The sequence below is a fragment of the Mucilaginibacter lappiensis genome, assembly GCF_050433765.1.
Classification (GTDB): domain Bacteria; phylum Bacteroidota; class Bacteroidia; order Sphingobacteriales; family Sphingobacteriaceae; genus Mucilaginibacter; species Mucilaginibacter lappiensis_A.
Genome location: NZ_JBNPWP010000002.1, coordinates 362,824 through 386,829, shown reverse-complemented (window position 1 = coordinate 386,829; position 24,006 = coordinate 362,824). Strand labels below are relative to the sequence as shown.

Sequence of the window (24,006 nt, the reverse complement as noted above, 5' to 3'; positions counted from 1 at the left end):
AATGCCGAATGACCGATAAAAACCTCGAAATAGTAACTACAGCCGATGGCTCAAAAACCATTTATAATGCCGAAGTGGGCGAACATTATCACTCGCGTAATGGTGCGTTGCAAGAGAGCCGGCATGTATTTGTAAACTCCGGACTCAACTATTTTTTAGCCAAAAGCGATGCTACCGGGGTAAGCATACTGGAGGTTGGCTTTGGCACCGGTCTAAACTTTTTACTCAGTGCCGATGTATGTATCGAAAATAAAAAACAGCTTCATTATACCGGGATTGAAGCCTACCCGCTGGATACAACCATGATGGCCCAAACGGGGTACGAACAATATACATCGTCACAATTGTGGGAAACTTATATTGCACAATACCCTGAGGCGTTAAAAAATGAAGTAAATCTTGATACTTATTGCCGGCTGCAAATTGCAACCTGCAAGCTCATGGATTTTACATCGAAGCAACAATATGATATTATTTACTTCGATGCCTTCGCATCGGCCCGCCAGCCCGAAATGTGGGAGCTGGCAGCCATAAACCATGTGATCAGCTTTTTAAAACCTGGTGGTGTATTTGTTACCTATGCCATAACCGGCAACCTGAAAAGAATGCTCAAAGCTTTAGGTTTAAACATAGAAAAAGTACCCGGTGCAGCCGGCAAACGCGAAATGTTGCGAGCAGTATTAGCTTTGTAAAAGCGACCCGTTTCAACACTTATCTCCATTCCTGTATCTTTTCTCTTGATTCTAAATCCCCTATCTTTGCGTCACTACTAAAAATATAACTTATGCCGCTACAAGCACCAGCTACCGCTAATACCCCTGCAACCGGATTTGAGCGTCTGCTCAGCATTATGGATGATCTGCGGGCAAATTGTCCCTGGGATAAAAAACAAACACTGGAAAGCCTGCGGCACCTCACCATCGAAGAAACCTATGAGCTTAGCGACGCCATTTTAAGCGCCGATATGCAGGAAATAAAAAAAGAACTGGGCGATATTATGCTCCACCTGGTTTTTTATGCCAAAATAGCTTCCGAAACCAATGATTTTACTATTACCGATGTGCTGAACAGCGTATGTGAAAAGCTGATAAACCGCCATCCGCATGTTTATGGTGATGTTGAAGTACAAAATGAAGAAGATGTAAAACGCAACTGGGAGCAGATCAAATTAAAAGAGGGCAACAAATCTGTTCTGGGTGGTGTGCCGGCCTCGTTACCGGCCCTGGTAAAAGCATCGCGTATACAGGAAAAAGCCCGGGGCGTGGGTTTTGACTGGGAAGAAAAAACTCAGGTATGGGCCAAGGTTGAAGAGGAAATGCAGGAATTTAAAAATGAGTTTAATGCGGAGGATGAAAGTGCCATTGACCATGAAAAAGCCGAAGGTGAATTTGGCGACCTGTTATTCTCGCTTATCAATTACGCACGTTTTATAAACATCAACCCCGAGAACGCGCTCGAAAAAACAAACAAGAAATTCATTAAACGTTTCCAATACCTGGAGCATAAAGCAAAAGAGAACGGCAAACAACTGCATGATATGAGCCTTGCCGAAATGGATATATTTTGGGATGAAGCAAAAAAGTTATAAAAATTCACACCCGGTGTAGCGTTTAAAAAATATATTACGTAATGGTTAAAAATACGAATTATATGAAACGCAATTTATTTTACTTATTACCCCTGCTGTTGATATTAGGCGAGGCTTGTTCACCAAAATCGGATAATACTCCAATTCCTACTCCTTTGGGTTCTTTTAAAGGAAAGTTCAGGATGTTTACAAAAAACAATTCTACTGGTGCAGTTGATAGTACCGTAAAGGATACAGCTCTTATTTTAAAATTAACATCTCCATATCATTTTGCCGTAACCGGCGATACAGCTACCATACACGCCGGCAGCAAGGGCAACTTTGGCTACGATGGTAACTTTATGAGCTTTTTGGATAGTACCTATAAAGCAGGCCCGCAAGCTAAGCGCCATTTGGTAGGTGTTTATCAATATTTTTATAATGGTACATTGCTGCAATTACTACGTACAAATTCTACTCAGGATACCATACTCCGTTATGATTTTAGTAAAACTTCAAATTAATTATTTTTTGTTTTAATTACCGGCCGTCGCTTTTTTTAAGCGGCGGTTTTTACCAGCAAATCCTCTACCTGTGTAAAATTAAAGATCAGCAGCGCTTAACCGCCTGCTGATTCTTTAATTTTTTTCATTAGCATATCCAACCAGTAGCTTTCTACCCGCTGGAATAATGATAAAAATTGGAACAGGTAAATTAAATTGATCATTTAAAAAAATGTTTATTTTTATTGTATCAATAATGTTCTTTACTGCGTAAAGGATTATAAATCAACAACAATATTTAAGCGGAATTAAAAATACTTAATGCATCCACCCCCACGCATTACTGAAGAAGAAGTCATCAGCCAATGCAAAACAGGCAGCTTAAAATACCAGGAAATGCTGTATAAGCTATTCTACGGCTACGCTATGGGTATAAGTTTGCGCTACAGTTTAAACCGGGACGATGCATTAGAGGCTGTAAATGACGCATTTATAAAGGTATTTAATGCCATACATAATTATAATATTGATAAGCCCTTTAAGGCATGGCTACGTACTATTGTAGTTAATACCGCCATTGATCGCAGGCGTAAGGACCTTAAATTCCAGTTAAATGTTGATTTGGATAATGCTGCTCCTATAAGCAGTCATATAAGTACAGTTGATAATTTAAATGTGCAGGATATTTTAAAATTGATGCGCGAGCTGCCTGCAATACAGCTTACCATCTTTAACTTATACGAAATAGACGGATACAATCACGACGAAATTGCAAATATGCTGACTATTCCGGTAAGCTCATCACGGGTTTATCTGAGCAGGGCAAAAGAAAGATTAAGAAAAATGTTAAAGAAAGAAACACAAAGCCATGGATGAGCAGTTGGATAACGACTTAAACAACCGCATCAGGGAGGTGTTCGATAATTTTGACGACACATCATACCCTTCTGCCGATGAAGGTTGGTTACTGCTCAGGAATAAATTTCCTGAAACGGAAAAGAAGCGTCCCGTTGCCTGGCTTTGGTGGGGAAGTACAGCCGCTGCTGTGCTATTATTTATAGGTATTGGTTTGTGGATGGGCAGTAAAAAACAACTGCCCGAAACAATGGCTGTAAAACCGGCAAAAAACAAACAGGAACAAACAGTATCTACCGATACCAATAAATTGCTGGCAACAAAGCAAAACCCTGCTCTTAAAAACAATCCTGCTAATGCGGCTACCGCCACTGCAATTGATACTGTCAATAAATATGCTTCAAAAACACCGGTAAATAAATTACCTGCGACCCCTTCTGCCCCTAATATAACGGTTAATAAAGCACCTGACTACGCCAATACAAATATAGCAGCAGTACAGCAGCCTTTAAGCAATACCCAGGCTGTTAATAATACCAGGCCCAAAACCAAACCAGAAGATAGCGTAAAAAGCGTTGTTGCTAAAACAAATGCACCTCAGTATGCCATTACTGCTCCGGCAGCTCCCGGTGCAAACACTGTACTTTCACCAGCAAAAGTTAAACCAGATAGTGCTAAAACAAATACACCGCAATATGCTGTTACTCCCCCGGCTAAGGATGCAAATACAGAGGTGCCTGCCAATTCAAATACCATAATGCGGCAACCTGTTAAAGTAGCTCCTAAACAAGCACCAACTAATTCAATGGACAGGCTTTTTGCGGGCGAAAATACTAAACCCCAAAAAACAGACGAAAAGTATGCCGGTGATAAAAAGGTGCGCTTTGGTGTATATGCGGCTACATTTGTTAATTACGCAAAAGGCAGTAATAATCAGATCAATGCAGGGGCAGGTTTTACCTCTGATATTAAACTCAGTAAAAACCTAAAACTTTCAACGGGGGTGGCATTGGCTCAAAATACGTTGAGCTATAATAGCGCGCCTCCTGTTACTGCTGATGTGGTATCAAAAACCCAGGCTTTATCTTCGTACCGGGCCGACCTGTTCTCTACCGCTGCGGCATTCCCTGTTCTTAAAAATTATAATGCCAGTTTAATTGGTTTAGATATCCCTATGAACATAAAATATGAGTTTAACCCGCAAAAAAGTGATGCTTATATTTCAGCTGGTTTAAGTTCGGGCACATTTATAAACGAGGCTTATACCTCAGTTTACGGCTTTGCGCCATCATCAATTGCAGCCGGGGCGCCACAGCAAACTACAGATGAGGTAACCCGTAAAAACTTCAGCGGATTTTACTTTGCCAAAACGCTTAATGTATCATTTGGAGTTGGCTATCCGGTGGGTAAAGGTAACCGTCTTATTATTGAACCATTTTTAAAATACCCGCTTTCTGGCTTGGGTTCACAACAGATCCAGTTTGGAGCAGCCGGTTTAAACCTGAAACTCAATTTCACAACACAAAAAAAATGAAAAGGTTATTACTTACCCTAATGGCTTTATTAACAGGCATGCATTTGTATGCCCAAAAAATCGAGGTGTCGGCACAAGCTTATTCAGGTTTATTTCATTTCGGAGGTAAATCGGCTACAGCAAACTCCACCGTTGCTCAAGCATCATTAACAGGCGATCCCAATAATTACACCAATAATCCTTACGGAAACCGGAATGCTTTCAGTTACGGTATTGGCGCCCAGGTGCAGGCTGTATCAAAAAGCGGCTTTATTTTGGGGTTGCAGGCCGGTTATGAATTTTTACAAAGCAAGGTAAATATCGGTCAATACACATCAGCTGTATATTATGATCCCAATATTATTTACATCGCTCCTGTTCATCCTAATTTTTCTGTTACAGGTCATACCAATCTTGAAAACCGCTTCATTAACCTTAACCCTTATATTGGCTACCGCTTACAACTGCAAAAAGTTAAGTTAGATATTTTACCTGGTATAGATGTAGGTCTTAATTTAAGCACTTATGATATGGGAACTGTTAAAGATAACGATGACAAAGTTTACACCATCGACAGAAAAATAAACAATACCCCAACTGATGTACGTTTAAGATTTGGCCTTGCTGCTACTTACAATCAATTTGGCATTACAGCAAGTTATGCCCACGGTTTAACCAACTATGAAGGCAATGTTGTAGGCGATACAAAATTTGAAGCCCGCAGCGAACTGATCAGGTTTGGCATTAGCTGCCAGTTACTTTAACTTAACTATTTAAACCTGATAGCTTTTACCGGCGATATTTTACTTACCAGCATGGATGGTATGATCAACACCAGCAGACAAATGATGAGTGTACCTATATTCAGCATTAAAATATCGGCAAAGTTAAACTCAACCGGTACAAACGTCATATAGTATGACGCCTGGTCGAGCTTAAAGAAATGGGTTTCGTTTTGAAAAAAGCCCAAACCCAAACCCAGTGCGTTACCCAGCAGCAAACCCAAACCTATAAGATAGGTGGCGTTAAATAAAAACACCTTTTGTATATTCCAGTTGGTTGCGCCCATAGCTTTAAACATGCCTATCATGGAGGTACGCTCCAGGATCATGATGAGCAGGGCCGATATCATATTAATTACCGCAACTATAACCATAAGTACCAGCATCACTACGGAATTTACATCTAACAGGTTAAGCCATTCAAATATGGCAGGATAATCTTCCATCACGGTATATGATTTTAGTTTAACCGGTAATATATCGTCGAGCTTATTGGCTGCATAATTTATCTCGTCAAAATCAGCTACCTGCAGTTCATACCCCCCTATTTCGCCGGGCTTCCAGTTATTAAGGCGATTAATTAATGAAAGCGAACCAACCACAAAGGTTTTATCCACCTCCTCTACCCCGATACTAAATATGCCTTTTAATTTAAACTGGCGCTTGCGCAACGGCTCCTGAACAAAATACATCAGCAGCTTATCGCCTACTTTTAATTTTAAACGGTTGGCTGTTGTTTGCGATAGCATGATCTCTTTCTGCGCCTCTACCGAGTCGGTAAAGTCAATAACATCGCCTGCCACCATCGCTTTTTTAAAGTAAGTCCAGTCGTAGCTTTTATCAACCCCTTTCAGCACTACCCCTTCAATTTCGTTATTGGCCTTAATAATACCCGGTTTGGTGGCAACGGGCATAACACGGGTTACCAGCGGGCTTTTGAGCGCTCGCTTTACAAAATTACTATCAGTTGTAAAAGGCGAACTCTCATACGAACTGTTCAGATCAAATTTCACTATGCGGATATCGCCAGCAAATCCACGTACTTTTTCGCGGATCTCACGTTTAAAACCTTTAACAATGGCTAATGAAAGTATCATAACTCCCAAACCCAGCATAATACCAATAATGGCAATACGCACTATCAGCTTCGAAAAAGTGCGTTTTGATTTGAATGTTATACGTGCTGATATAAAGGAGGCGAAACTCAATGCAGAATGATTTTTTGTACCTTCGCAAATATGCGGTTTTGCTACTAAACCTGCTACTATTAAAATTGTTTCAACATAATATTTTATGATAAGAACAAGTATTTTTTTACAATGCGTTTTAATAACGGTTTTATTGGCAAATAATGCATGTGGCAGTTCCGCTGTTTGCAACAAATGTGATTCGGCAAAGACTAAAAACGCCGAAAAAATAATTCCCGAAATAATTACCGGGGCCGATCAAATTCCGCTGTACATTAACTATCTTAAGGGAAAAAATATTGGGATGGTTGTAAATCAAACTTCTGTTATTGGTAAAACCCTAACGCCCAGTGTTGATAGTTTACTAAAAGCAGGTATAACAGTAAAAAAAATATTCGGGCCCGAGCACGGTTTCAGGGGAAATGCCAGCAATGGTGCCAGCGTAAATGACGCTATCGATAATAAAACCGGTTTGCCGGTAATTTCTTTATATGGCAATAAACATTATAAACCAACTCCTGCAGATCTGAAAGGCCTTGACCTGGTTATATTTGATATTCAGGATGTTGGGGCAAGGTTTTACACCTATATATCAACCTTGCACTACGTAATGGAAGCCTGTGCTGAAAACAATGTAGAGCTCATGATACTGGACAGGCCCAATCCTAACGGATACTTAATTGATGGCCCTTTGCTTGATACTGCACATGTACCTCGTTCTTTTGTAAACATGCATCCCATACCTATTAGTCATGGAATGACCATTGCCGAATATGCCCAAATGATAAACGGCGAGGGTTGGTTAAAAGATGGCATAAAATGCAAACTGAATATTATTAAGGTGGCTAATTACAAACACTCCTTGGTTTATAAACTACCGGTAAATCCGTCACCAAATTTAAATACCGATCAATCTATTTTGCTGTATCCAAGTGTGTGCCTGTTTGAGGGTACAACACTTAGCTTAGGTCGGGGTACACTTTTTCCTTTTTTAGAGATTGGTCACCCATCGCTGAAGGGCAAATACACTTTTTCATTTACGCCAACAAGTATACCGGGTATGAGCGAAGACCCGCCACAAAAAGACAGGCTTTGTTACGGTATCAATTTAAAAGAGTATAGTATTGATATGATAAGGGATAAAGGCCACATTAATTTGTCATGGCTCTTAGAACTTTACAAGGCTTTTCCAGACAAAACACATTTTTTTAACGCTTATTTTACCAAGCTTGCAGGCACTACTGAACTAAGAAAACAAATTGAAGCCGGTAAAACCGAGGCTGAGATACGCAGCAGCTGGGAGCCCGGGCTTAATAAGTTTAAAACCACGCGCAGTAAATATTTATTATACGAATAACAGCAGAAGAAGCACTATCAAACATATAATAGCATGAGAATTGTATTTATGGGTACCCCCCAGTTTGCCGTTGCATCATTGGATGCATTAATTCAAGCAGGCTGTGATATTGTAGGTGTAGTTACCGCTCCTGATAAACCCGCGGGCCGCGGGCAAAAGGTAAGCGAATCGGCAGTGAAACAATATGCAGTAGCCAACGGACTAAAGGTACTTCAACCTGAAAAATTAAAAAACGCGGAGTTTTTGGCCCACCTTAAAGCATTGCATGCCGACCTGCAGGTAGTAGTTGCCTTCCGTATGTTACCCGAAGCTGTTTGGAATATGCCGGCACGAGGCACACTTAACTTACACGCTTCGCTATTACCACAATACCGTGGTGCCGCTCCTATTAACTGGGTGATTATAAATGGCGAGAAGGAAAGCGGCGTAACCACATTTTTCCTGAAACACGAAATTGATACCGGTGATGTTTTGTTCACTGAAAAAACAACATTAAGCGGCCATGAAACTGCTGGTGAACTGCATGACTGGCTGATGAATAAAGGCGCAGGCCTGTTGGTAAAAACAGTAAAAGCTATAGAAAGCGGCCGCTACCATGAGCACCCACAAACGCAACTGCTAACTGGTGAAGAACTGAGACACGCCCCCAAAATTTTCAAGGAAGATTGCCTGATTGACTGGAGCCAGCCCGCCCAGCAGATATACAACAAAATACGCGGTCTAAGTCCGGTCCCTACCGCTTATACGCACCTGAACGGTAAAGTATTAAAAATATACAGATCAGAACTGCAACAGGAAGAACTCACCATACAACCCGGTGGTTTCCTGACCGATAACAAAACCTACCTGAAGTTTGCCGCTAAAGATGGGTTCATCAGCCTTACTGATATACAATTGGAAGGTAAAAAACGCATGGGTATTGAGGATTTTTTGAGGGGAGTGAAGTTGTAATCAACCCACATGCGTCATTGCGAGGCACGAAGCAATCCCTGATATGCAGATTATATTTGCTGTCTTAATTGCTTCGTACCTCGCAGTAATACCTTCCCTGCCCTATCAACCTAAAGTCAAAATAAATAAACACTTCGTTAATAATCACCCTGTTTACTATTTTTGCCCGCACATATTTTTATTACCCCATGGCAAATTACAGCGACAGGATTACACATTTAAAAAACGAGATCCAGCCTTTACGTGAGCAACTAATACAGCACGAGCTTTATAAAAACATCAACTCGCTTGATGACCTTACTGTTTTTATGGATCATCATGTATTTGCCGTATGGGATTTCATGTCGCTGCTAAAATCATTGCAACAAAAATTAACCTGTACCAGCACACCATGGATGCCAACAGGCAATTCCAATACCCGCTACCTGATCAACGAAATTGTTACCGGCGAAGAAAGTGACGTGGATGAAGCGGGTAACCGCACCAGCCATTTTGAATTGTACCTGCGTGCCATGCAGCAGGCCGGCAGCCAGGCTGTTGGCATAAACAATCTGTTTAATGAGCTTAATTTTGGTAAACATATTGATGAGGCACTTATTATTGCTGATATTCCGGTAGCCGCCCGCAACTTTGTACAACACACTTTTGAAGTGATAGGCACCGGCAAAAACCATGTACAGGCCGCTGTATTTACCTTCGGTCGTGAGGATCTGATACCTGATATGTTTGTGAGTATAGTAAAAGAGCTGAGTCAGCAATTGCCCGGCAAAGTTGATATTTTACTCTACTACCTGGAACGCCATATTGAAGTTGACGGCGACCACCACTCCCAGTTAGCCTACCAAATGACTGCCGAACTTTGCGGCAATGATGACAGCAAATGGCTGGAAGCAACAGATGCGGTGAAAGAGGCCCTGCAAACCCGCATTGCACTTTGGGATGGTATATTGGCGACTATAAAAACACCTGTATCTGTAGAAGAGAACTAACTAAGATTTTCCGCCACGTCATTGCGAGGAACGAAGCAATCTCTTTAGGATAGGTATGGAATTTGCATGGGCGATTTGCGTATAGGGGATTGCTTCGTACCTCGCAATGACGCGTTTTTTAGATTGCACCACCACTTACAACTTATTCAACTCATCCATCAACACTTTGCTGATGCGGTTAAAATAGCGCCTTACGCCAAAGCCCATAACGGTTTGGATTCCACGGGTGGCGTTGGTTAAAAATACCTCGTCGGCTTCGTAAAGTATATCGGGGTTTATCTGGGCTTCGGTAACGTCAATGTTGTTTTCCTGCGCCAGTTTTATTACTACCTGTCGCATTACCCCTTCTACACAGCCTTCACTTAAAGCGGGAGTATATAAATGGTTTTGGTAGTAAATAAATATATTCGAGCTGCTGGCTTCGCATAAAAAACCATTTTGGTTTAGCAAAAACACATCATCAAGTTTATTTTGCATTTTGTAGATACCTGCCATTACATAAATGAGCGAGTTACAGGTCTTGATGTTCGACAGGTAGTTTGATGGTTTTGGCAGTTCAGTAAACACATCCATGATCAGGCCCTTTTCATTTAAAAAGTACCGGGGCTCCTCTGATGCGGTAAGCTCCAGGCAATAACCCATTTTATTTTGAGAAGGTGTATATAAGCCTTCGGCATCCCGGTAAACGGTTAAACGCAGGCGGCCATGCTTTACCTTGTTCCTTTTGGCCAGCTCTTCTACAATATCCTTCAAAAACCAGGTGTCCATTTGCGAGTAGCCGTCAATTTTAAGGGCTTTCATACCACGTTGCAGGCGGTCGGCATGGAGCTCGGCAAACTTAAGCTGCCCTTTCATTAAACGCATACTCTCAAACAAACCGTCGCCATACTTAAAAGCTCTGTTAGCTATGGTAAGCAGGTTACTGTTAGCAGGGAGTATATCTCCATTAAAATTGATAAAAACGGGCATCATTTGGATGTGCTGATTTTGGATGTGCAAAAATGCAGATTTTTAATTCGGATTAAACAAGGTAAGTTGTTCATATTGCTATGCCAGTGTAAATTCACTAATGCCATACTGCTATACAAAAACCATGCTTATATAAAGATGTTGCACAATTAAAACTCCTCTGTAACCGCATTAGCCTGATTGCCAGCAGATGTATATTTACGCCATTTTTGCAGCACACTTTCAAAATCGGGTGGTAATGGTGATTCAAAGGCAATTTGCTTTTTTAACGTTGGATGCAAAAAGCCCAGCGTTTGCGCGTGCAGTGCCTGTCGCGGCATCAGCTCAAAACAGTTTTCAACAAACTGCTTGTATTTACTGAATACAGTGCCCTTTAAAATCTTGTCACCACCATAGGTGGCATCACTAAATAAAGGGTGACCAATGTGCCTCATATGTGCCCTGATCTGGTGGGTACGGCCGGTTTCTAACTGGCACTCTATCAGGGTAACATAACCCATACGCTCAAGCACCTTATAATGCGTTACAGACCACTTTCCCTTTTCGGGGTCATCGTATATCGACATTACCCTGCGGTCGTTTATACTGCGCCCAATATAGCCTGTTACGGTACCGTCCTGCTCCAGATCGCCCCAAACCAGGGCAATGTATTTGCGGGTAATGGTATGATCAAAAAACTGCTTGGCCAGCCAGCTCATGGAGCGTTCATTTTTGCTGATAAGCAGCAGGCCCGAAGTGTCCTTATCAATACGGTGAACCAAGCCCGGCCTGCCGTCGTTACCCGGCAAAGTAGGCAACTGCTGAAAATGAAAAACCAACGCGTTTACCAACGTGCCGGTATAATTATTATAACCCGGGTGCACCACCATGCCGGCAGCTTTATCAACCACCAGCACATCATTATCCTCGTAAACAATATTAATAGGCAGGTCTTCGGGATAAACCTCTGTATCGCGCGGCGGGTGCGGCAATACTACCGATATCACATCAAGCGGTTTTACCCTGTAGCTCGATTTGATGGGCTTATCGTTCACCAGCACGTTACCCAGTTCAATAGCGTTCTGGATGCGGTTGCGCGAGGCATTCTCCACCCGGTGCATTAAAAACTTATCAATACGCAGCAAGGATTGCCCTTTATCAACCACAATGCGTAAGTGTTCAAATAAATCCTGTTCTTCCTGCTCTATAAGCTCGGTATCGTCTGCCATTTGAGGGCAAAAGTAATCGTTTTTTATGGTACGTTAAGGTAGTATCAAGATATTAGTATCAAGTATCAGGATTTTTAAATAGTTTGGCATTTGCAAAGATGTCTTGATACTAATATCTTGATACCTGATACTATTATGATGAATATTGATCTCGAAATTTTTAGTCCTGTTCACCATATCAGCAACCCGTTGTTTGATGAACACGGGGTAAAGGTTTTTTTAAAGCGCGATGACCTTATACACCCCATGATATCGGGCAATAAATGGCGAAAGCTAAAATACCTGCTTAAAAATGCACAAGAGCAACATAAAAACCATTTGGTAACTTTCGGTGGCGCTTACTCCAACCACCTGCTGGCCACGGCAGCGGCAGCAGCCCGGTTCGGGTTTAAAGCTATCGGCATTGTGCGTGGCGAAGATGTAGATAACGACACCCTGTTTTTATGCAGGCTGCATGGCATGCAATTGATATTTACCGACCGTGAAAGCTATCGCGATAAACAGGCTTTGTTCAGTAAATATTTTGGAGATAATGCTAACGCTTTTTTTATTGACGAAGGCGGTGCATCTGCCGAAGGCGCTAAGGGCTGCAGCGAACTGGTTGATGAACTTGCAGAACCTTATGATCATATTTTTTGCGCCTGCGGAACGGGAACTACCGCCGCCGGTATTATAAACGGTTTAACCAGCCATCAGCTTAATACCCGGTTTAATGCCATCCCCGTATTTAAAAATGGTGGTTTTATTAAACAGGAGATAGATCGTTTCCTGACCGCTCCAGCTGATTATGATTTGCATACTGATTACCATTTTGGCGGTTATGGCAAAGCTACTGACGAGCTGATCAGTTTCGTGAAACAGTTTATAGCCAGTACCGGGATAGTGATTGAACCTGTGTATACCGGCAAAATGATGTACGCCCTTTATGACCTGATCCGTAAAAATCATTTTAAACCCGGCAGCAATATACTGGCCATCCACAGTGGCGGCATCTGGGGATTGTTAGGGATGAAGGATAAGTTTTAGGTATTAACATTCCTATTTATCATCACTCCTTTAAGAAATTGTCATCACGAGTTTTTTCCCATATATCTGGTTTGCTTCCATCAATACGTGGGCTTGCTGCACTGTTTGTATGCTAAATTTTCCAATAACATTTACAGCAGGTGCATCAATATCACCCTGTTCAATTAATGCAGTTATCTTATTCAGCGTATTACCATACCAGCCTAAGTTATCGGCCAAAGCATATGCGTAGCCAGAGATATTAAGGATATTGCATCCCTTATCAAACAGGATCTCCCGGGTTGTCTGAGTACCCAAAAAAGTAACATCCAGGTAAGTGCCGTTAACCGCCAACACTTGTGCTGCTGTTTCGGCTATGCTCCCGCCTACAATATCTACAGCAAAGTTAAATTTGTTCCCTGCATTAGCATTCAGGATATTTTGCTCTAACTCATCGTCTTTATAGTTTATAATTTGTGCTGCATTTAATCCAAGATCTCTGAGAGCAGTAATGCTTTGTTCGCTGCCTGCTGTGGCCACAATATTTGATATCCCTTGTGACTTTAGCAGCTTTATTAAAAAACGACCAACACCACCTGCAGCACCATTTATAAAAATGCTGTTGTTTTTTGTTGCCCCCATCCGGGTTAAACATTGCCATGCGGTAACGCCCGATGAGGGAATTGCAGCAGCTTGTTCAAAACTTATATTTTTAGGCTTTTTAGCCAATAGTTTATGATTCAACCCCATCAGCTGGGCATAGCTGCCGTTTGATCCCCGGCTACCCGCCAGCGCCATCACTTCATCGCCAGGTTCAAAATCATTAACCTCATTGCCTGTTTTTAAAACTACACCCGAAAACTCACGGCCCAAAACCGGCGACCTCATCAAACGGCTCTCTCTTAACCCAAGGCGCATCTGGTAATCAATAGGATTAAAAGCCGCGGCTTTAATTTGAATCAGCACTTCGTCATTTTTTATCACAGGCGTTTCCATTTCAGCTAAACTGAAGTTTGATACATCGCCAAAACCATTTAATATTATTGCTTTCATTGGTATATAGCTTTAAATTTGCTTAAGGTTCAAAACTACATTTCCTACATTTATTAAACCCCTACTCTAATAATTGGGAGTAACTCACAAAAAATGGAGTATCTGTTATGATCAAAGAAAACTCTTCAAATGCTGCCAATAAAGCTTTCCTATATAAATCATGCAGGATAAACAGCGCGCTTGATACCATATCAGGAAGATGGAAAGCATTAATTGTTATTCATATAGCCGAAAACAAGAACAGGTTTAGCTTACTCAAAAGCGTAATGCCTTCAATAACAGACCAGTCGCTGGGGAAACAGCTTAAAGAATTGGAAGCATCAGGCCTAATCATTAAAAACATCATTCCTGAAGTTCCGGTGAGAGTTGATTATCAGCTTACCCCAAAAGGAGAAGCGTTGCTACCCATATTATTTGACCTTGCCGAGTGGAGCGATAAGTAACTTTCATGGGCTAATTCGCAACAGCGAAAACTGAAAGCGGTTAGAAGCAGCCTCTTAACATTTCTCTATTTTTTAAGAAAAAATACATTTAACCATTAATTAATATTAAAATAATAGTTAAATTATTTTTTGAAATAAAAAGAATATTATAGCTTTATACTTATTATTATAAACCTCTAACCTAAAGTCTTATCGTCATGTCAAATCAAAACCTCCGGTTTCATGAAAGCCCTATTACTGCTAATGCCTTAAATGACAAGCAATCTCAACCATTTACCGTAGCCGATTATCTTTTAACCCGGTTAAAACAACTTAACGTAACCGAAGTATTCCAAATTCCGGGCGATTATGTTAAACATTTTACGCAGGCACTGGAATATTTTGATGGCGTAAATGCCATTGGCGCTGTTAATGAGCTTGATGCCGCTTATGCTGCTGATGCTTACGGACGAACCCGGGGGCTTGGAGCTGTATCACTGCAATATGGGGTTAGCACCTTTAGCGCACTTAATGCTATTGCCGGGGCTTATGTTGAGCTAAGCCCGGTTGTGGTTATCAGCGCATGCCCGGGAGCAGATGCCCGCCAGATAGGCAAAATGTATGATGTGCTTTACCACCACTCAACCGGTAACCTGCAGGCCGACCAGGAGGTATATGAGCATGTAACTGTAAGCGCCGAAACGCTGAGCACATCTGTTGGCGCTCCGGAGAAAATAGATAATTTATTGATAGCTGCTATCACCCATAAAAAACCGGTTTATATTGCTTGTTACAAAGAGGTTTGGGGCGAACCCTGCCCAAAGCCATCAGATAAACCTTTAAAACCGCAAGTAATAAAGAGCGATCCGTTGGCACTTGAAAATGCAGTATCACAGGCCTGGGCACAAATTACCGCGGCCAAAAGCCCCATGATATTTGCCGGGGTCGAGGTGCTTCGGCATGGGCTGTCGGGCTTGTTGCAACAAATCATTGATGCAAGCGGATTTTTATACACAACTACCAGCCTGGGCAAAACCGTGCTCGATGAAAAGGGCAACAAATTTATAGGCACCTACTCTGATGCGGCATCTATTAAAAACGTAACTGACCTGGTAACAGCAGCTGATTGCTTCCTGACATTAGGCACCATTATTACAGACGATTACCTTGTTTTTATTGAAAGCAAGTATGCCGATATGGTGCTGGCCACTACAAAACAAATAAGGGCCGGTTACTTTATTTATGAAAACGTTACCATGAAGGATTTTATGGAAGCCTTACTGCACCTGTTTAAAACCACCAAAGGATACCCGCTTGCAACAGTAGCCCCCCCGCAGCCGGTTTACCCGGAGCCCTGGTTATCAAACTCAGATCCGCATTGGGACGATAAACCGGATACCATTACTTACAATCGTTTTTTTCAGCATTCAATGAAATTCTTGAATGATAATGATATGTTAAAGGATATTGTGATGACCTACGGCGTCAGCTCGTCGTTATATGTGGCTACTAACGCTTACGGGCTGTCGCAAAACAGCTTTATTTCGTCGGCAGCCTGGCAGTGCATTGGCTTTGAAACCGGTGCTGCATCAGGTGCACAGCTTGGAAGCGGGAAACGGGCATGGACCATAGCCGGAGACGGGGGTTTTATGATGGTTTGCCAGTCGCTGTCAACTCTTGCCCGCAACAACCTTAACGCGGTGATATTTGTAATGAGCAACGGCGTGTATGCTATTGAGCAGGTTTATGTTGATATGGACTCATTTAAGCCCGGCCCAAAGCATAAGTTTGATGCTTTTGACATACTCCCCAAATGGGACTACCTGGCGCTTGCAAAAGCTTTTGGGGCCGAAGGGCACACTGTTAAAACGGTAAAGGAACTTGATGCACTACTGGAAAAATTAAAAACAAAAACCAATAAACCCACACTGGTGCAAGTAGTGATCCCGGAAAAAGATCTGCCCGGCCAAATGCGCAGACTTGGATTAGAATAACCAACCACTAAAAAATTATATACACCTATAACCTATATCAAAATGAAAAATAAAACTTATTCTATTTTCGGTGCCGGCGCCTCGGGGCTTTATACCGCATGGCGACTTTTGAATGGCGAAACCACCAGCGAACAACATCAATCAAAACAGCTTAATCACGGCGATACCCTGGAATTGTATGATTGGGGCCAGTATGATTTTACAAATAAGCATAAAGGAACCCGCGCCGCCGGGGCCCGCGTTTGTACCTGGCACTATCAAAACGATAAAACAAAATCATACCTGGAATTGGGCGGTATGCGCTACTCAGAATGGGACGGAAAAAATGAAGCCATGAGCGGTGGCCATCGCCTGGTTACAACGGTTATTAAACAGCTCGACCTGGATAAATATTCGGTTCCGTTCAATGAGTCAACCAATCCGCTTTATTATTTGCGTACCAAAAACATGTATTATAATGATATAAGCGAAACTAACCCGGCGCCATATAATGTAAAGAATGATGGCGCAAGCCAACCGCCCGATAATGGGTTTAACATTGTTGAAAGCCTGGCGGTTACAAAAGATAAAGGTCCTAAAACCCGTGCCGAGTGGTGCAAATTTTACCAGGACGGAAAGATCACTGCTGATATGCCGGAATCGTCTGTTTTTCAGAAAGGCGACCTGCTGAAAAATATAGGATACTGGAACCTGATGTTTGATCAGCTGGGATCAGAAGGATATAATTACACCAATGATGGTAATGGCTATACATCTAACGTCATCAACTGGAATTCGGCCGTAGCTTTTCAGGCTAATAATGAATTTACACCAGGTACCGAGTATAAAACCCTTACACATGGCTATTCAAGCATCTTCAATGCGCTGTTCAACGCCATTGTGAAGCTGGCAAAACAAAAAGGAGTTAACTTTGAGTATAGTCCAAACACCCGTTTGCATTCTATTCTTGAAATTGATAATGTGATCCGTTACAGCATTGCCAAACGTGAGCACCCGGATAAAAAATCGGCCACAAAAACCACGGATGCTGCATGGATGGCTATGCCCCGCGGTTCGTTAGACCTGATTGCAGAGGCAACCCGCTATGAAGATCATAAAGGGTTAGATGTTCTGAATCACCGAAAAGTGCAATTATATTTGGAGTCGGCGGTGCTGCAGCCATCTTATAAAGTGGGGATGTTTTTTAATTCGCCCTGGTGGATGGCCACTGCTGCAAACCCGCCTGCTTACCCGGCACCCATCATCAGCTATGAAGTAACAACCGATGTGCTGAAAGCGCTTGGCGCGGAGGGTTTTCCGCAACAATACCTGGTTGATATACAAAAAAGCAAGAACCCGGTAGTTATTGAAACACCATTTGCTTCTGCTGCTGACCTGATAAGCAATGTTGAAAAATGTATTGGTGTGCCGCTTACGGCTGGGCAGCAGGCCCAATTACTTGCAGCTTCCGAACGCAACACCATAGGGCCAAGCGTAACCGATACCCCTATAAGGCAGGTTGTATATTTTGGCAATAATGCGCTCGACAAAACCGCTAAGCCAGTTTATGGGATATTGGCCAGCTATGACGACGAGCAATTCACCAGTTTTTGGGAAGAGCTGGAATACTCAACCGACTCCATAGAGAAAATCCCATTCTCAGAAAACTATCAGCCTTTAATTGGGCCGCGCAAAGCCCCGGAGGTAATGATAAAAATGCTGCGTCAGCAGCTGGCAGCAATACATTTTGGCCCAGAGGCAGACTATAGCATAGTGCCTGAACCTTTAGAAACCCGGTATATGGATTGGTCGCTACCGCCGTTTAACGCGGGGTACCATGCATATGCGGCGCATTATGATATTTGCGATGTGCAGCAGAAGATCCGCAAGCCATCGCAACTGATAAAGGGAGCCGATGCTAACATTTTCATAGTTGGCGAAGCCTATTCAAATGACCAGGCCTGGGTTGAGGGGGCTTTCTGCACCGCTGAATCAGTGCTGAATGATTTCTTTGGTATAAAACCAATTATTGACAATAAAGAGTATCCCTTTATTTGTCCATGCAGTTGATAATACCCGAAAACCAAAGTAACAATGTATGCTGATATTGCATTTGCAATCAGGCATTTTTTTATAAAAAAAGGGCATTCCGTTATCCCGGGTGCCCTTTTTATGAAGAAGAATAATGTATACTTATCTATTATAATTTTACCCTGCCCCAAAATTTCTTTTGAATTCCGGATGCAGACATAATTGATTTTATGGCTTCTGCTACCTCAATTGGCAAGTCCGACTCCAAAATATCGGCACCCATGGCAAATGTTTCACGGTAATGATTGGCACGCTCAGCCGGATCCTTTAATTTATCATACGATGGCGCTGCCGAAATCATACACATAACACCCTTAGCATGAAGCATGTCTAACAGCTCTTTATTTTCCGGTTTGTTAGTCGGACCAATATAGGCTATCATATTTTTCCACGGAACCCCGGCCTTTTCATAAGTGTAAAAAGCCTCTTTTGTGAGCACAAATGCCGACATCATATTTTTAGGGTTATTGTCGTAATAAAACCGGGCTTGCTGGGCATTATGTACCGTTAACATTACTTCTTCGTTTTTACACTCTTTTAATATTTTGGCGGTCATTTCAAGCGGTACATCCTTATGGTCAAGATTTACTACCGTTTTACCTTTACTCCATAAAATAACTTCTTTAAGTGTTGGTATCTTGTAGTCGGTAACATTACCCTGTGGGTCTTTTAACCTGAATTTTTGTAACTCAGCAAAAGTATAATCTGATACCTTGCCCTTACCTGTTGTTGTACGGTCGAGCGTTTCATCATGCATTAAAACAACCACGCTATCCCTGGTTAACCGGGGATCGATCTCAAAAAAGGCGGGGGTGTGTTTAAGGGTATTTTCAAACGTGTCTACACAATTTTCCGGGTAACCAGTAGTTGTTCCGCCACGATGACCGCTGATCACGGGCATATCTCTCCCGGTATGTTTAAAATACTGCTGAAACTCCTTTGCGTTTTTAAATTGAAGCACATTTATTTCCGTTTGCGCTTTTGAAATTTTTGCTGTTGCAACTAACAGCAGGCACAATAAAAATACGTTGGTAGATGATAACCTGTTCATGGTTTTTTAATATAGTTTACGCGTTTAGTTTTTTTAAGGTGATCTCGCCGGCATCATCCAGTTCAAAAAAGGTGATAGCGGAGTTCTCCTGGAATATTCTGCGGTAGTTTTTTAATTCCATGCCCAATTTATACGCCATATACAGGCGGTTTATGCCATTGTGCCCTACCACTACTATGGTTTCATTTGCGTGCTTTTGCAACATTTCATTAAAAAAAGCATTTACCCTTTCAATAACTTCCCTCCCAGTTTCACCTGTACCTCCGGCTTTATTATTTGTAGGGTCACGCATCCATGCATCCCATAAAGACGGATCTTCGGCAATAAATTCTTCTTTTGTTTTGCCCTCCCAATTACCAAAATCCACTTCAATAATACGCTCATCTGTTTGCACTTCCTGGCTCCCTGTTGCTATTTGGGCTGTAAGGCATGCCCTGCTCAACGGAGATGAATAAACCGCGTCAAAATTTTCATCTTTTAACTGATTATAAACATTTACAGCCTGTTTCACACCTTTACTTGTCAAACTGGCATCGGTGCGGCCACAGTAGCGATTACCGTCGGCATTATAGGTGGTTTCACCATGCCTTAATAAATAAACACTAAGCATCAAAACCTCCTTTCATATAGCCTTTATGCTGCATAACGGATAAGAATTTTTGATAATTGACCTCATATTTTTCAGTCAGCTCCTTTTCAGGTGTGATCTCTTTTTCAGTTACAACCAATTGCTTTACGGCTTCAATTACCGAATCAAAATGCGTTTTGGATGCAGCCAAAACAGCTGCACCTACAGCACCCGATACATGTTTCATTTTATAGATAGGCTTGTTCAATACATTGCTTCTGATAGTGAGCCACGTATCACTATTGCTGGCTCCTCCTGCGGTATAAACCGCATTCACTTTTTCGCCAGACAGATGCTCGATCATTTCATAAGCATACCGTTCAAGATAAGCTACGCCTTCCATATTTGCCGTGAACCGTTCCGCCCTGGTTAATTCTCCGGGTTCAAAGCCCCTGGCTTGTGGTGCTATAAATGGGAAGCGCTCTCCTTCCTGCCGCAGCGGGTAGGCTATGTGATGAGTAGGAATAAGCTGCTGGGCCTGTTCATTTAAATTAGCCAGGTCATCACCAAACTCATTGGTCACCCAATCTGCCCCGGTATTACTGGCGCCGCCTGGCATCCAGTAACCAGCCGGGTGCCGGTGACTATATAAACGGCCTAAAGGATCAAGTACTTCATTTTTAGTTACTCCCTTTATCACCATGGTTGTGCCAATGGTGGTATTCCATTCGCCGGGATTTATGGCTCCTGACGCTATCTGCGATGCGCATCCATCTGTTATGCCTGCTGTAATTTTAACATCCTCAGGCAAACCAAAATTTCGGGCTATATCTTTTGAAATAGTGCCAATCACCGTTCCTGATGGAACAACTTTGGGTAACCATTCTTTTTTCAACGGAAGTTGGGTGTACAGATATTCGGGCCATTCGTACTTATTAACATCATAGCCTGATTTAAATGCATTGGTATAATCGGTTATGCCCCATATATTACTTAACATACCGGTTACAAAATCTGCCGCGTGGATCCATCTGGCAATTTTATCAGCTTTATCAGGATAAGTTTCCTGGAACCAAACCATTTTTGCCAAACCGCTCGAAAAATTAAAAGCCGTATAACCACTGTTATGATATTTCAGCGCTGCATTGGTACACATTTCAGCCTGTTTAGCTGATCGTTTATCGCTGTACATAATAGCAGGATGCAATGGCACATTATTTTGATCCAATGGAATTACCGTACCCGATGTGGAGGTTACCGCAATAGCTTTTATATCACCAACAATGGCCCTCGCCGCTTCCTTCAATAAGCCGGATAACGACTGGTAACAAGCCTCCCACCATGCCGCGGGAGATTGCTCTTCCCGTGATTGATCATTTAGGGGAAAAACCTGTTCTGCAGATGAAATAACCGATCCTTTTGCATCGATCAAAACAACCCTTGCTCCCTGTGTGCCAATATCAATCCCTATAAAATATGGTGCCATTAACTGAATATCTGTTTAAAGGATGAACGGGTCTTTTTCCACTCATTATGCAATGATGCGTAATGCCTCATTTCAGCGGGTTCAACAACCTCCAGGGTTACGGCAGGCGGCTGATCCTTCCCAAGTGCTTTATTACATATTAAAACACCCCCAACTACCGATGATTGACGGTAACTGTTACGGATCATTACTTTTTTATTGAGTAAAGCGGCTATAAACTGCCTTAAAGTATGGCTCTGAACACCTCCGCCACAGGCCCATATATAATCCTGTTCATGAGGACTAACCTCATTTAATGTTTTATAATTTTCGCATATACTACAGGCGATATCCCAAAGGGTTGCCCAAACAAAGCTTGCACGGGTTAACTGGTGCGAAACCGGCGCGTCAAAAACGAAACCACCTTTGGTAAGGGGCATTTTTTCGTCGGCCAATAACGATCCTAATGATGCAACACATTGAAAACTGCTTATCTCTGATAACTCCCGCTCAATTACATCATAATCTTCATTGGGATAAAAAATTTCCTTTAGCCGCTGATAATTAAGCCCGGTAACACCGGCATTAGCTTCAAACATAAAACTACTTTCGTCAGCATGCCTTCCGGTCCAGGTGCGCTCCTTTTCATCGGTTACATATCTATCGGTCAATTTAATAATTGGGGTTGTTGTACCCGATACAATTACCACATCGTTGGTTTCGGGCTGGGTACTGATTATGGCCAATTGGGTATCGGCGCCACCTACTATAACCTGTGCATCATCAGCGATGTTAAGATTCGCTGCCTGCTCTTTGGTAATAACCCCTAAAATTGTTCCGGAATCTGTTAATTGTGGTAATACTGACAGATCTATATCAAAAACACCGCATAGCTCTGCCGACCAATCTTTTTTCTCTACATCATATAATAAAGTTTCCGAAGCCTGCGAGTGTTCATAGTGAGCAATTCCACTTAGCTTATACTCTATCCAATCGCTAATACTCAAAAAGGTGGAAAAATCATTCCAGATCTCTTTCCGTTTTTCGCGGATGCCCACAACTTTCATTGCAGAAAAGAGTGAAGTTGGATAACGCCCGGTTAGCTGGTACACATAGCTTTTATCCCCAATCAGGCTTTCCCACTCCCTGCCCCTGTGATCAATATTGGGCAATCCAATTTGCGATCTTCCATATTTATCCAGCAGTACAATCCCCTCACGCTGACTGGTAGCTGTTAAAGCAAGAATATGCACATCGCCTGCCTGGGCCAAAGCGCTTTTTGTTAACGCGGTAACCTGCTCCCAAAGCTGTTCCGGATCAAAATATAATGCCTCGGGATAGTGTGTGTCTTTATGGTATATGATATTTTCACGATCAATACCCAATATTTCTCCGGTAACGGCTGCCACTGCAACACGTACATTACCGGTACCAATATCAATTACAATATATGCTTCTGTAGATGCCATTCCTGATCAGGCTGTTTTTTTTTCTTCCGCGTTATTGATCTCACCTGATGAAGCCCATCTTAAAATTCTTTCATTTAAAATATCAACATGATGATCTTCAACTTCGTGCGTAGCGCCTGCAGTGTGCGGTGTAGCCAATACATGAGGATGATTAATTAAACGATAATCCTGTTGATCAGGTGGTTCAAAATCAAACACATCCAACACGGCCCCTCTGATCCTGTTGTTTTCAATCGCGCTAAGCAAATCATCACGTTTTACAACGCTGGCACGGGCTGTATTTACAAATATGGCGTCGGGTTTCATTTTTGAGATCAATTTTTTATCAATCATACCAATTGTTTGATCGTTAACCGGTAAATGGATTGAAACAATATCGCTGCTTTCAAAAATATCTTCCAGCGATGTTTTATGATAATCAGGGTTGGTGGTTACTATGAAAGGATCGTAAAACTTTATATGACAGGGGAAACTTTTAATCATTTCCGCGATTCTTTGACCTACCGCACCAAAACCCACCATACCAATGGTTTTTCCGGCCAGTTCATTGCCCTTAAATTGCAGGTATGAGGTATGGGCGCCTTCGCCCCAGTTTTTACCGGTTAACCATTGCCAGCTCGGAATAGTATTACGCATCAGGCTGATCACGTTTGATATAAACAGTTCGGCAACAGCCTGGGCATTACGTGCGGGTGTATAAAACACCTGTATGCCTTTCTTTTTGGCCGCCTCAAGGTCAACATTTGACGGCGTGCCCCTGCAAACCCCAATAAATTGTAATTCTGGATGAAGGTTTATCACATTGGCCGTTACATTATCATGCTCTGTAATTAAAGCATCAGCGTGCGTTTCATCAATTAGTTTATTTAGTTCACTTTCGTTAAATGCCCTGCCATTATCTTTCCAGGGTTTGTAAATAACTTCTCCAAATTTACCGGAGAGTATATCCTGCCCTTTTTGATTGTATGGAGCTGTTATCAATATCCTCATATATGTTATCTGTATTTTATTAGTAAATTTTTCAAGGG

Annotated in this window: 22 protein-coding genes; 13 read left to right on the top strand and 9 right to left on the bottom strand. The window is 42.1% G+C overall.

Annotated features, from left to right (window positions below; all coding sequences use genetic code 11):
• The first annotated feature begins 8 nt into the window (after positions 1-8).
• The 6 genes from mnmD to M2273_RS07075 all read left to right on the top strand — a co-directional run bounded on the left by mnmD (position 9) and on the right by M2273_RS07075 (position 5,202).
• Positions 9-692 carry a tRNA (5-methylaminomethyl-2-thiouridine)(34)-methyltransferase MnmD gene (gene mnmD / locus M2273_RS07100; protein WP_429394741.1) on the top strand — a complete coding sequence of 228 codons (684 nt, stop codon included), beginning with the start codon at positions 9-11 and terminating at the stop codon, positions 690-692.
• Positions 693-784: 92 nt separating this feature from the next.
• On the top strand, positions 785-1,588 hold the full coding sequence (gene mazG / locus M2273_RS07095; RefSeq protein ID WP_429394739.1) for a nucleoside triphosphate pyrophosphohydrolase: 804 nt from the start codon (positions 785-787) through the stop codon (positions 1,586-1,588).
• A 62-nt stretch (positions 1,589-1,650) separates the two neighbouring features.
• Positions 1,651-2,091 (top strand): hypothetical protein, encoded by a 441-nt coding sequence (locus tag M2273_RS07090; RefSeq protein WP_429394737.1) that lies wholly within the window; start codon positions 1,651-1,653, stop codon positions 2,089-2,091.
• Positions 2,092-2,391: 300 nt separating this feature from the next.
• Positions 2,392-2,946: an RNA polymerase sigma factor gene (locus M2273_RS07085; protein WP_429394734.1), complete on the top strand. Its 555-nt coding sequence runs from the start codon at positions 2,392-2,394 to the stop codon at positions 2,944-2,946.
• Positions 2,939-4,459, top strand: a complete 1,521-nt coding sequence (locus M2273_RS07080; protein WP_429394733.1) for a hypothetical protein — start codon at positions 2,939-2,941, stop codon at positions 4,457-4,459. The genes M2273_RS07085 and M2273_RS07080 overlap by 8 nt, the downstream gene beginning before the upstream one ends.
• Entirely contained in the window at positions 4,456-5,202 is a 747-nt protein-coding gene (locus tag M2273_RS07075) for a hypothetical protein (RefSeq protein ID WP_429394731.1), read from the top strand. The genes M2273_RS07080 and M2273_RS07075 overlap by 4 nt, the downstream gene beginning before the upstream one ends.
• Before the next feature lie 5 nt (positions 5,203-5,207).
• On the opposite strand, the gene M2273_RS07070 is transcribed toward M2273_RS07075, so the two are convergent.
• On the bottom strand, positions 5,208-6,428 hold the full coding sequence (locus tag M2273_RS07070) for an ABC transporter permease (protein ID WP_429394729.1): 1,221 nt from the start codon (positions 6,426-6,428) through the stop codon (positions 5,208-5,210).
• 85 nt (positions 6,429-6,513) lie between these two features.
• Here M2273_RS07070 and M2273_RS07065 point away from each other — a divergent pair, with 85 nt between their 5' ends.
• The 3 genes from M2273_RS07065 (at position 6,514) to M2273_RS07055 (ending at position 9,704) form a co-directional block, all read left to right on the top strand.
• Positions 6,514-7,764 carry an exo-beta-N-acetylmuramidase NamZ family protein gene (locus tag M2273_RS07065; protein ID WP_429394726.1) on the top strand — a complete coding sequence of 417 codons (1,251 nt, stop codon included), beginning with the start codon at positions 6,514-6,516 and terminating at the stop codon, positions 7,762-7,764.
• A gap of 33 nt (positions 7,765-7,797) precedes the next feature.
• Positions 7,798-8,715 carry a methionyl-tRNA formyltransferase gene (gene fmt / locus M2273_RS07060; RefSeq protein ID WP_429394724.1) on the top strand — a complete coding sequence of 306 codons (918 nt, stop codon included), beginning with the start codon at positions 7,798-7,800 and terminating at the stop codon, positions 8,713-8,715.
• 188 nt (positions 8,716-8,903) lie between these two features.
• A complete protein-coding gene (locus tag M2273_RS07055) occupies positions 8,904-9,704 on the top strand; it encodes a DUF3050 domain-containing protein (protein ID WP_429394721.1) in 801 nt (266 codons plus the stop codon).
• Positions 9,705-9,839: 135 nt separating this feature from the next.
• Here the strand turns inward: M2273_RS07055 and M2273_RS07050 are convergent, their stop codons facing one another.
• Both M2273_RS07050 and M2273_RS07045 read right to left on the bottom strand, forming a co-directional pair.
• On the bottom strand, positions 9,840-10,703 hold the full coding sequence (locus M2273_RS07050; protein WP_429394718.1) for an aminotransferase class IV: 864 nt from the start codon (positions 10,701-10,703) through the stop codon (positions 9,840-9,842).
• A 119-nt stretch (positions 10,704-10,822) separates the two neighbouring features.
• Positions 10,823-11,881, bottom strand: coding sequence for an RluA family pseudouridine synthase (locus M2273_RS07045; RefSeq protein WP_429394715.1), 1,059 nt, complete (start codon positions 11,879-11,881; stop codon positions 10,823-10,825).
• 135 nt (positions 11,882-12,016) lie between these two features.
• Here M2273_RS07045 and M2273_RS07040 point away from each other — a divergent pair, with 135 nt between their 5' ends.
• Positions 12,017-12,907 (top strand): 1-aminocyclopropane-1-carboxylate deaminase/D-cysteine desulfhydrase, encoded by an 891-nt coding sequence (locus M2273_RS07040; protein ID WP_429394713.1) that lies wholly within the window; start codon positions 12,017-12,019, stop codon positions 12,905-12,907.
• Between the two features lie 30 nt (positions 12,908-12,937).
• Here M2273_RS07040 and M2273_RS07035 read toward each other — a convergent pair whose 3' ends face one another.
• A complete protein-coding gene (locus tag M2273_RS07035) occupies positions 12,938-13,939 on the bottom strand; it encodes a quinone oxidoreductase family protein (protein ID WP_429394711.1) in 1,002 nt (333 codons plus the stop codon).
• A 107-nt stretch (positions 13,940-14,046) separates the two neighbouring features.
• Here M2273_RS07035 and M2273_RS07030 point away from each other — a divergent pair, with 107 nt between their 5' ends.
• The 3 genes from M2273_RS07030 (at position 14,047) to M2273_RS07020 (ending at position 18,404) form a co-directional block, all read left to right on the top strand.
• The gene (locus tag M2273_RS07030; RefSeq protein ID WP_429394708.1) at positions 14,047-14,382 is read left to right on the top strand and encodes a winged helix-turn-helix transcriptional regulator; all 336 of its coding nucleotides are present in this window, start codon (positions 14,047-14,049) and stop codon (positions 14,380-14,382) included.
• A gap of 197 nt (positions 14,383-14,579) precedes the next feature.
• Entirely contained in the window at positions 14,580-16,355 is a 1,776-nt protein-coding gene (locus tag M2273_RS07025) for an alpha-keto acid decarboxylase family protein (RefSeq protein ID WP_429394707.1), read from the top strand.
• A 42-nt stretch (positions 16,356-16,397) separates the two neighbouring features.
• Positions 16,398-18,404, top strand: a complete 2,007-nt coding sequence (locus tag M2273_RS07020; RefSeq protein ID WP_429394704.1) for a hypothetical protein — start codon at positions 16,398-16,400, stop codon at positions 18,402-18,404.
• 130 nt (positions 18,405-18,534) lie between these two features.
• Here the strand turns inward: M2273_RS07020 and M2273_RS07015 are convergent, their stop codons facing one another.
• From M2273_RS07015 to M2273_RS06995, 5 genes are read right to left on the bottom strand one after another with little or no spacing between them, the layout of a single operon-like run.
• On the bottom strand, positions 18,535-19,476 hold the full coding sequence (locus M2273_RS07015) for a glycerophosphodiester phosphodiesterase family protein (RefSeq protein ID WP_429394702.1): 942 nt from the start codon (positions 19,474-19,476) through the stop codon (positions 18,535-18,537).
• 16 nt (positions 19,477-19,492) lie between these two features.
• Complete coding sequence (locus tag M2273_RS07010; RefSeq protein WP_429394699.1) at positions 19,493-20,086, bottom strand: histidine phosphatase family protein; 594 nt, start codon at positions 20,084-20,086, stop codon at positions 19,493-19,495.
• On the bottom strand, positions 20,079-21,530 hold the full coding sequence (locus M2273_RS07005) for an FGGY-family carbohydrate kinase (RefSeq protein ID WP_429394697.1): 1,452 nt from the start codon (positions 21,528-21,530) through the stop codon (positions 20,079-20,081). The genes M2273_RS07010 and M2273_RS07005 overlap by 8 nt, the downstream gene beginning before the upstream one ends.
• Positions 21,530-22,978, bottom strand: coding sequence for an FGGY-family carbohydrate kinase (locus M2273_RS07000; RefSeq protein WP_429394694.1), 1,449 nt, complete (start codon positions 22,976-22,978; stop codon positions 21,530-21,532). The genes M2273_RS07005 and M2273_RS07000 overlap by 1 nt, the downstream gene beginning before the upstream one ends.
• A gap of 6 nt (positions 22,979-22,984) precedes the next feature.
• Positions 22,985-23,968, bottom strand: coding sequence for an NAD(P)-dependent oxidoreductase (locus tag M2273_RS06995; RefSeq protein ID WP_429394691.1), 984 nt, complete (start codon positions 23,966-23,968; stop codon positions 22,985-22,987).
• Positions 23,969-24,006: the final 38 nt, after the last annotated feature.

Excerpts from the sequence above, each read along its gene's own strand:
- M2273_RS07055 (WP_429394721.1), top strand. The coding sequence starts at position 8,904 with ATGGCAAATTACAGCGACAGGATTACACATTTAAAAAACGAGATCCAG.
- M2273_RS07000 (WP_429394694.1), bottom strand. The coding sequence starts at position 22,978 with ATGGCATCTACAGAAGCATATATTGTAATTGATATTGGTACCGGTAAT.
- M2273_RS07040 (WP_429394713.1), top strand. The coding sequence starts at position 12,017 with ATGATGAATATTGATCTCGAAATTTTTAGTCCTGTTCACCATATCAGC.
- M2273_RS07010 (WP_429394699.1), bottom strand. The coding sequence starts at position 20,086 with ATGCTTAGTGTTTATTTATTAAGGCATGGTGAAACCACCTATAATGCC.
- M2273_RS07075 (WP_429394731.1), top strand. The coding sequence starts at position 4,456 with ATGAAAAGGTTATTACTTACCCTAATGGCTTTATTAACAGGCATGCAT.
- M2273_RS06995 (WP_429394691.1), bottom strand. The coding sequence starts at position 23,968 with ATGAGGATATTGATAACAGCTCCATACAATCAAAAAGGGCAGGATATA.
- M2273_RS07025 (WP_429394707.1), top strand. The coding sequence starts at position 14,580 with ATGTCAAATCAAAACCTCCGGTTTCATGAAAGCCCTATTACTGCTAAT.
- mnmD (WP_429394741.1), top strand. The coding sequence starts at position 9 with ATGACCGATAAAAACCTCGAAATAGTAACTACAGCCGATGGCTCAAAA.
- fmt (WP_429394724.1), top strand. The coding sequence starts at position 7,798 with ATGAGAATTGTATTTATGGGTACCCCCCAGTTTGCCGTTGCATCATTG.
- M2273_RS07020 (WP_429394704.1), top strand. The coding sequence starts at position 16,398 with ATGAAAAATAAAACTTATTCTATTTTCGGTGCCGGCGCCTCGGGGCTT.
- M2273_RS07005 (WP_429394697.1), bottom strand. The coding sequence starts at position 21,530 with ATGGCACCATATTTTATAGGGATTGATATTGGCACACAGGGAGCAAGG.
- M2273_RS07090 (WP_429394737.1), top strand. The coding sequence starts at position 1,651 with ATGAAACGCAATTTATTTTACTTATTACCCCTGCTGTTGATATTAGGC.
- M2273_RS07045 (WP_429394715.1), bottom strand. The coding sequence starts at position 11,881 with ATGGCAGACGATACCGAGCTTATAGAGCAGGAAGAACAGGATTTATTT.
- M2273_RS07080 (WP_429394733.1), top strand. The coding sequence starts at position 2,939 with ATGGATGAGCAGTTGGATAACGACTTAAACAACCGCATCAGGGAGGTG.
- M2273_RS07065 (WP_429394726.1), top strand. The coding sequence starts at position 6,514 with ATGATAAGAACAAGTATTTTTTTACAATGCGTTTTAATAACGGTTTTA.
- M2273_RS07085 (WP_429394734.1), top strand. The coding sequence starts at position 2,392 with ATGCATCCACCCCCACGCATTACTGAAGAAGAAGTCATCAGCCAATGC.
- M2273_RS07030 (WP_429394708.1), top strand. The coding sequence starts at position 14,047 with ATGATCAAAGAAAACTCTTCAAATGCTGCCAATAAAGCTTTCCTATAT.
- M2273_RS07035 (WP_429394711.1), bottom strand. The coding sequence starts at position 13,939 with ATGAAAGCAATAATATTAAATGGTTTTGGCGATGTATCAAACTTCAGT.
- M2273_RS07015 (WP_429394702.1), bottom strand. The coding sequence starts at position 19,476 with ATGAACAGGTTATCATCTACCAACGTATTTTTATTGTGCCTGCTGTTA.
- mazG (WP_429394739.1), top strand. The coding sequence starts at position 785 with ATGCCGCTACAAGCACCAGCTACCGCTAATACCCCTGCAACCGGATTT.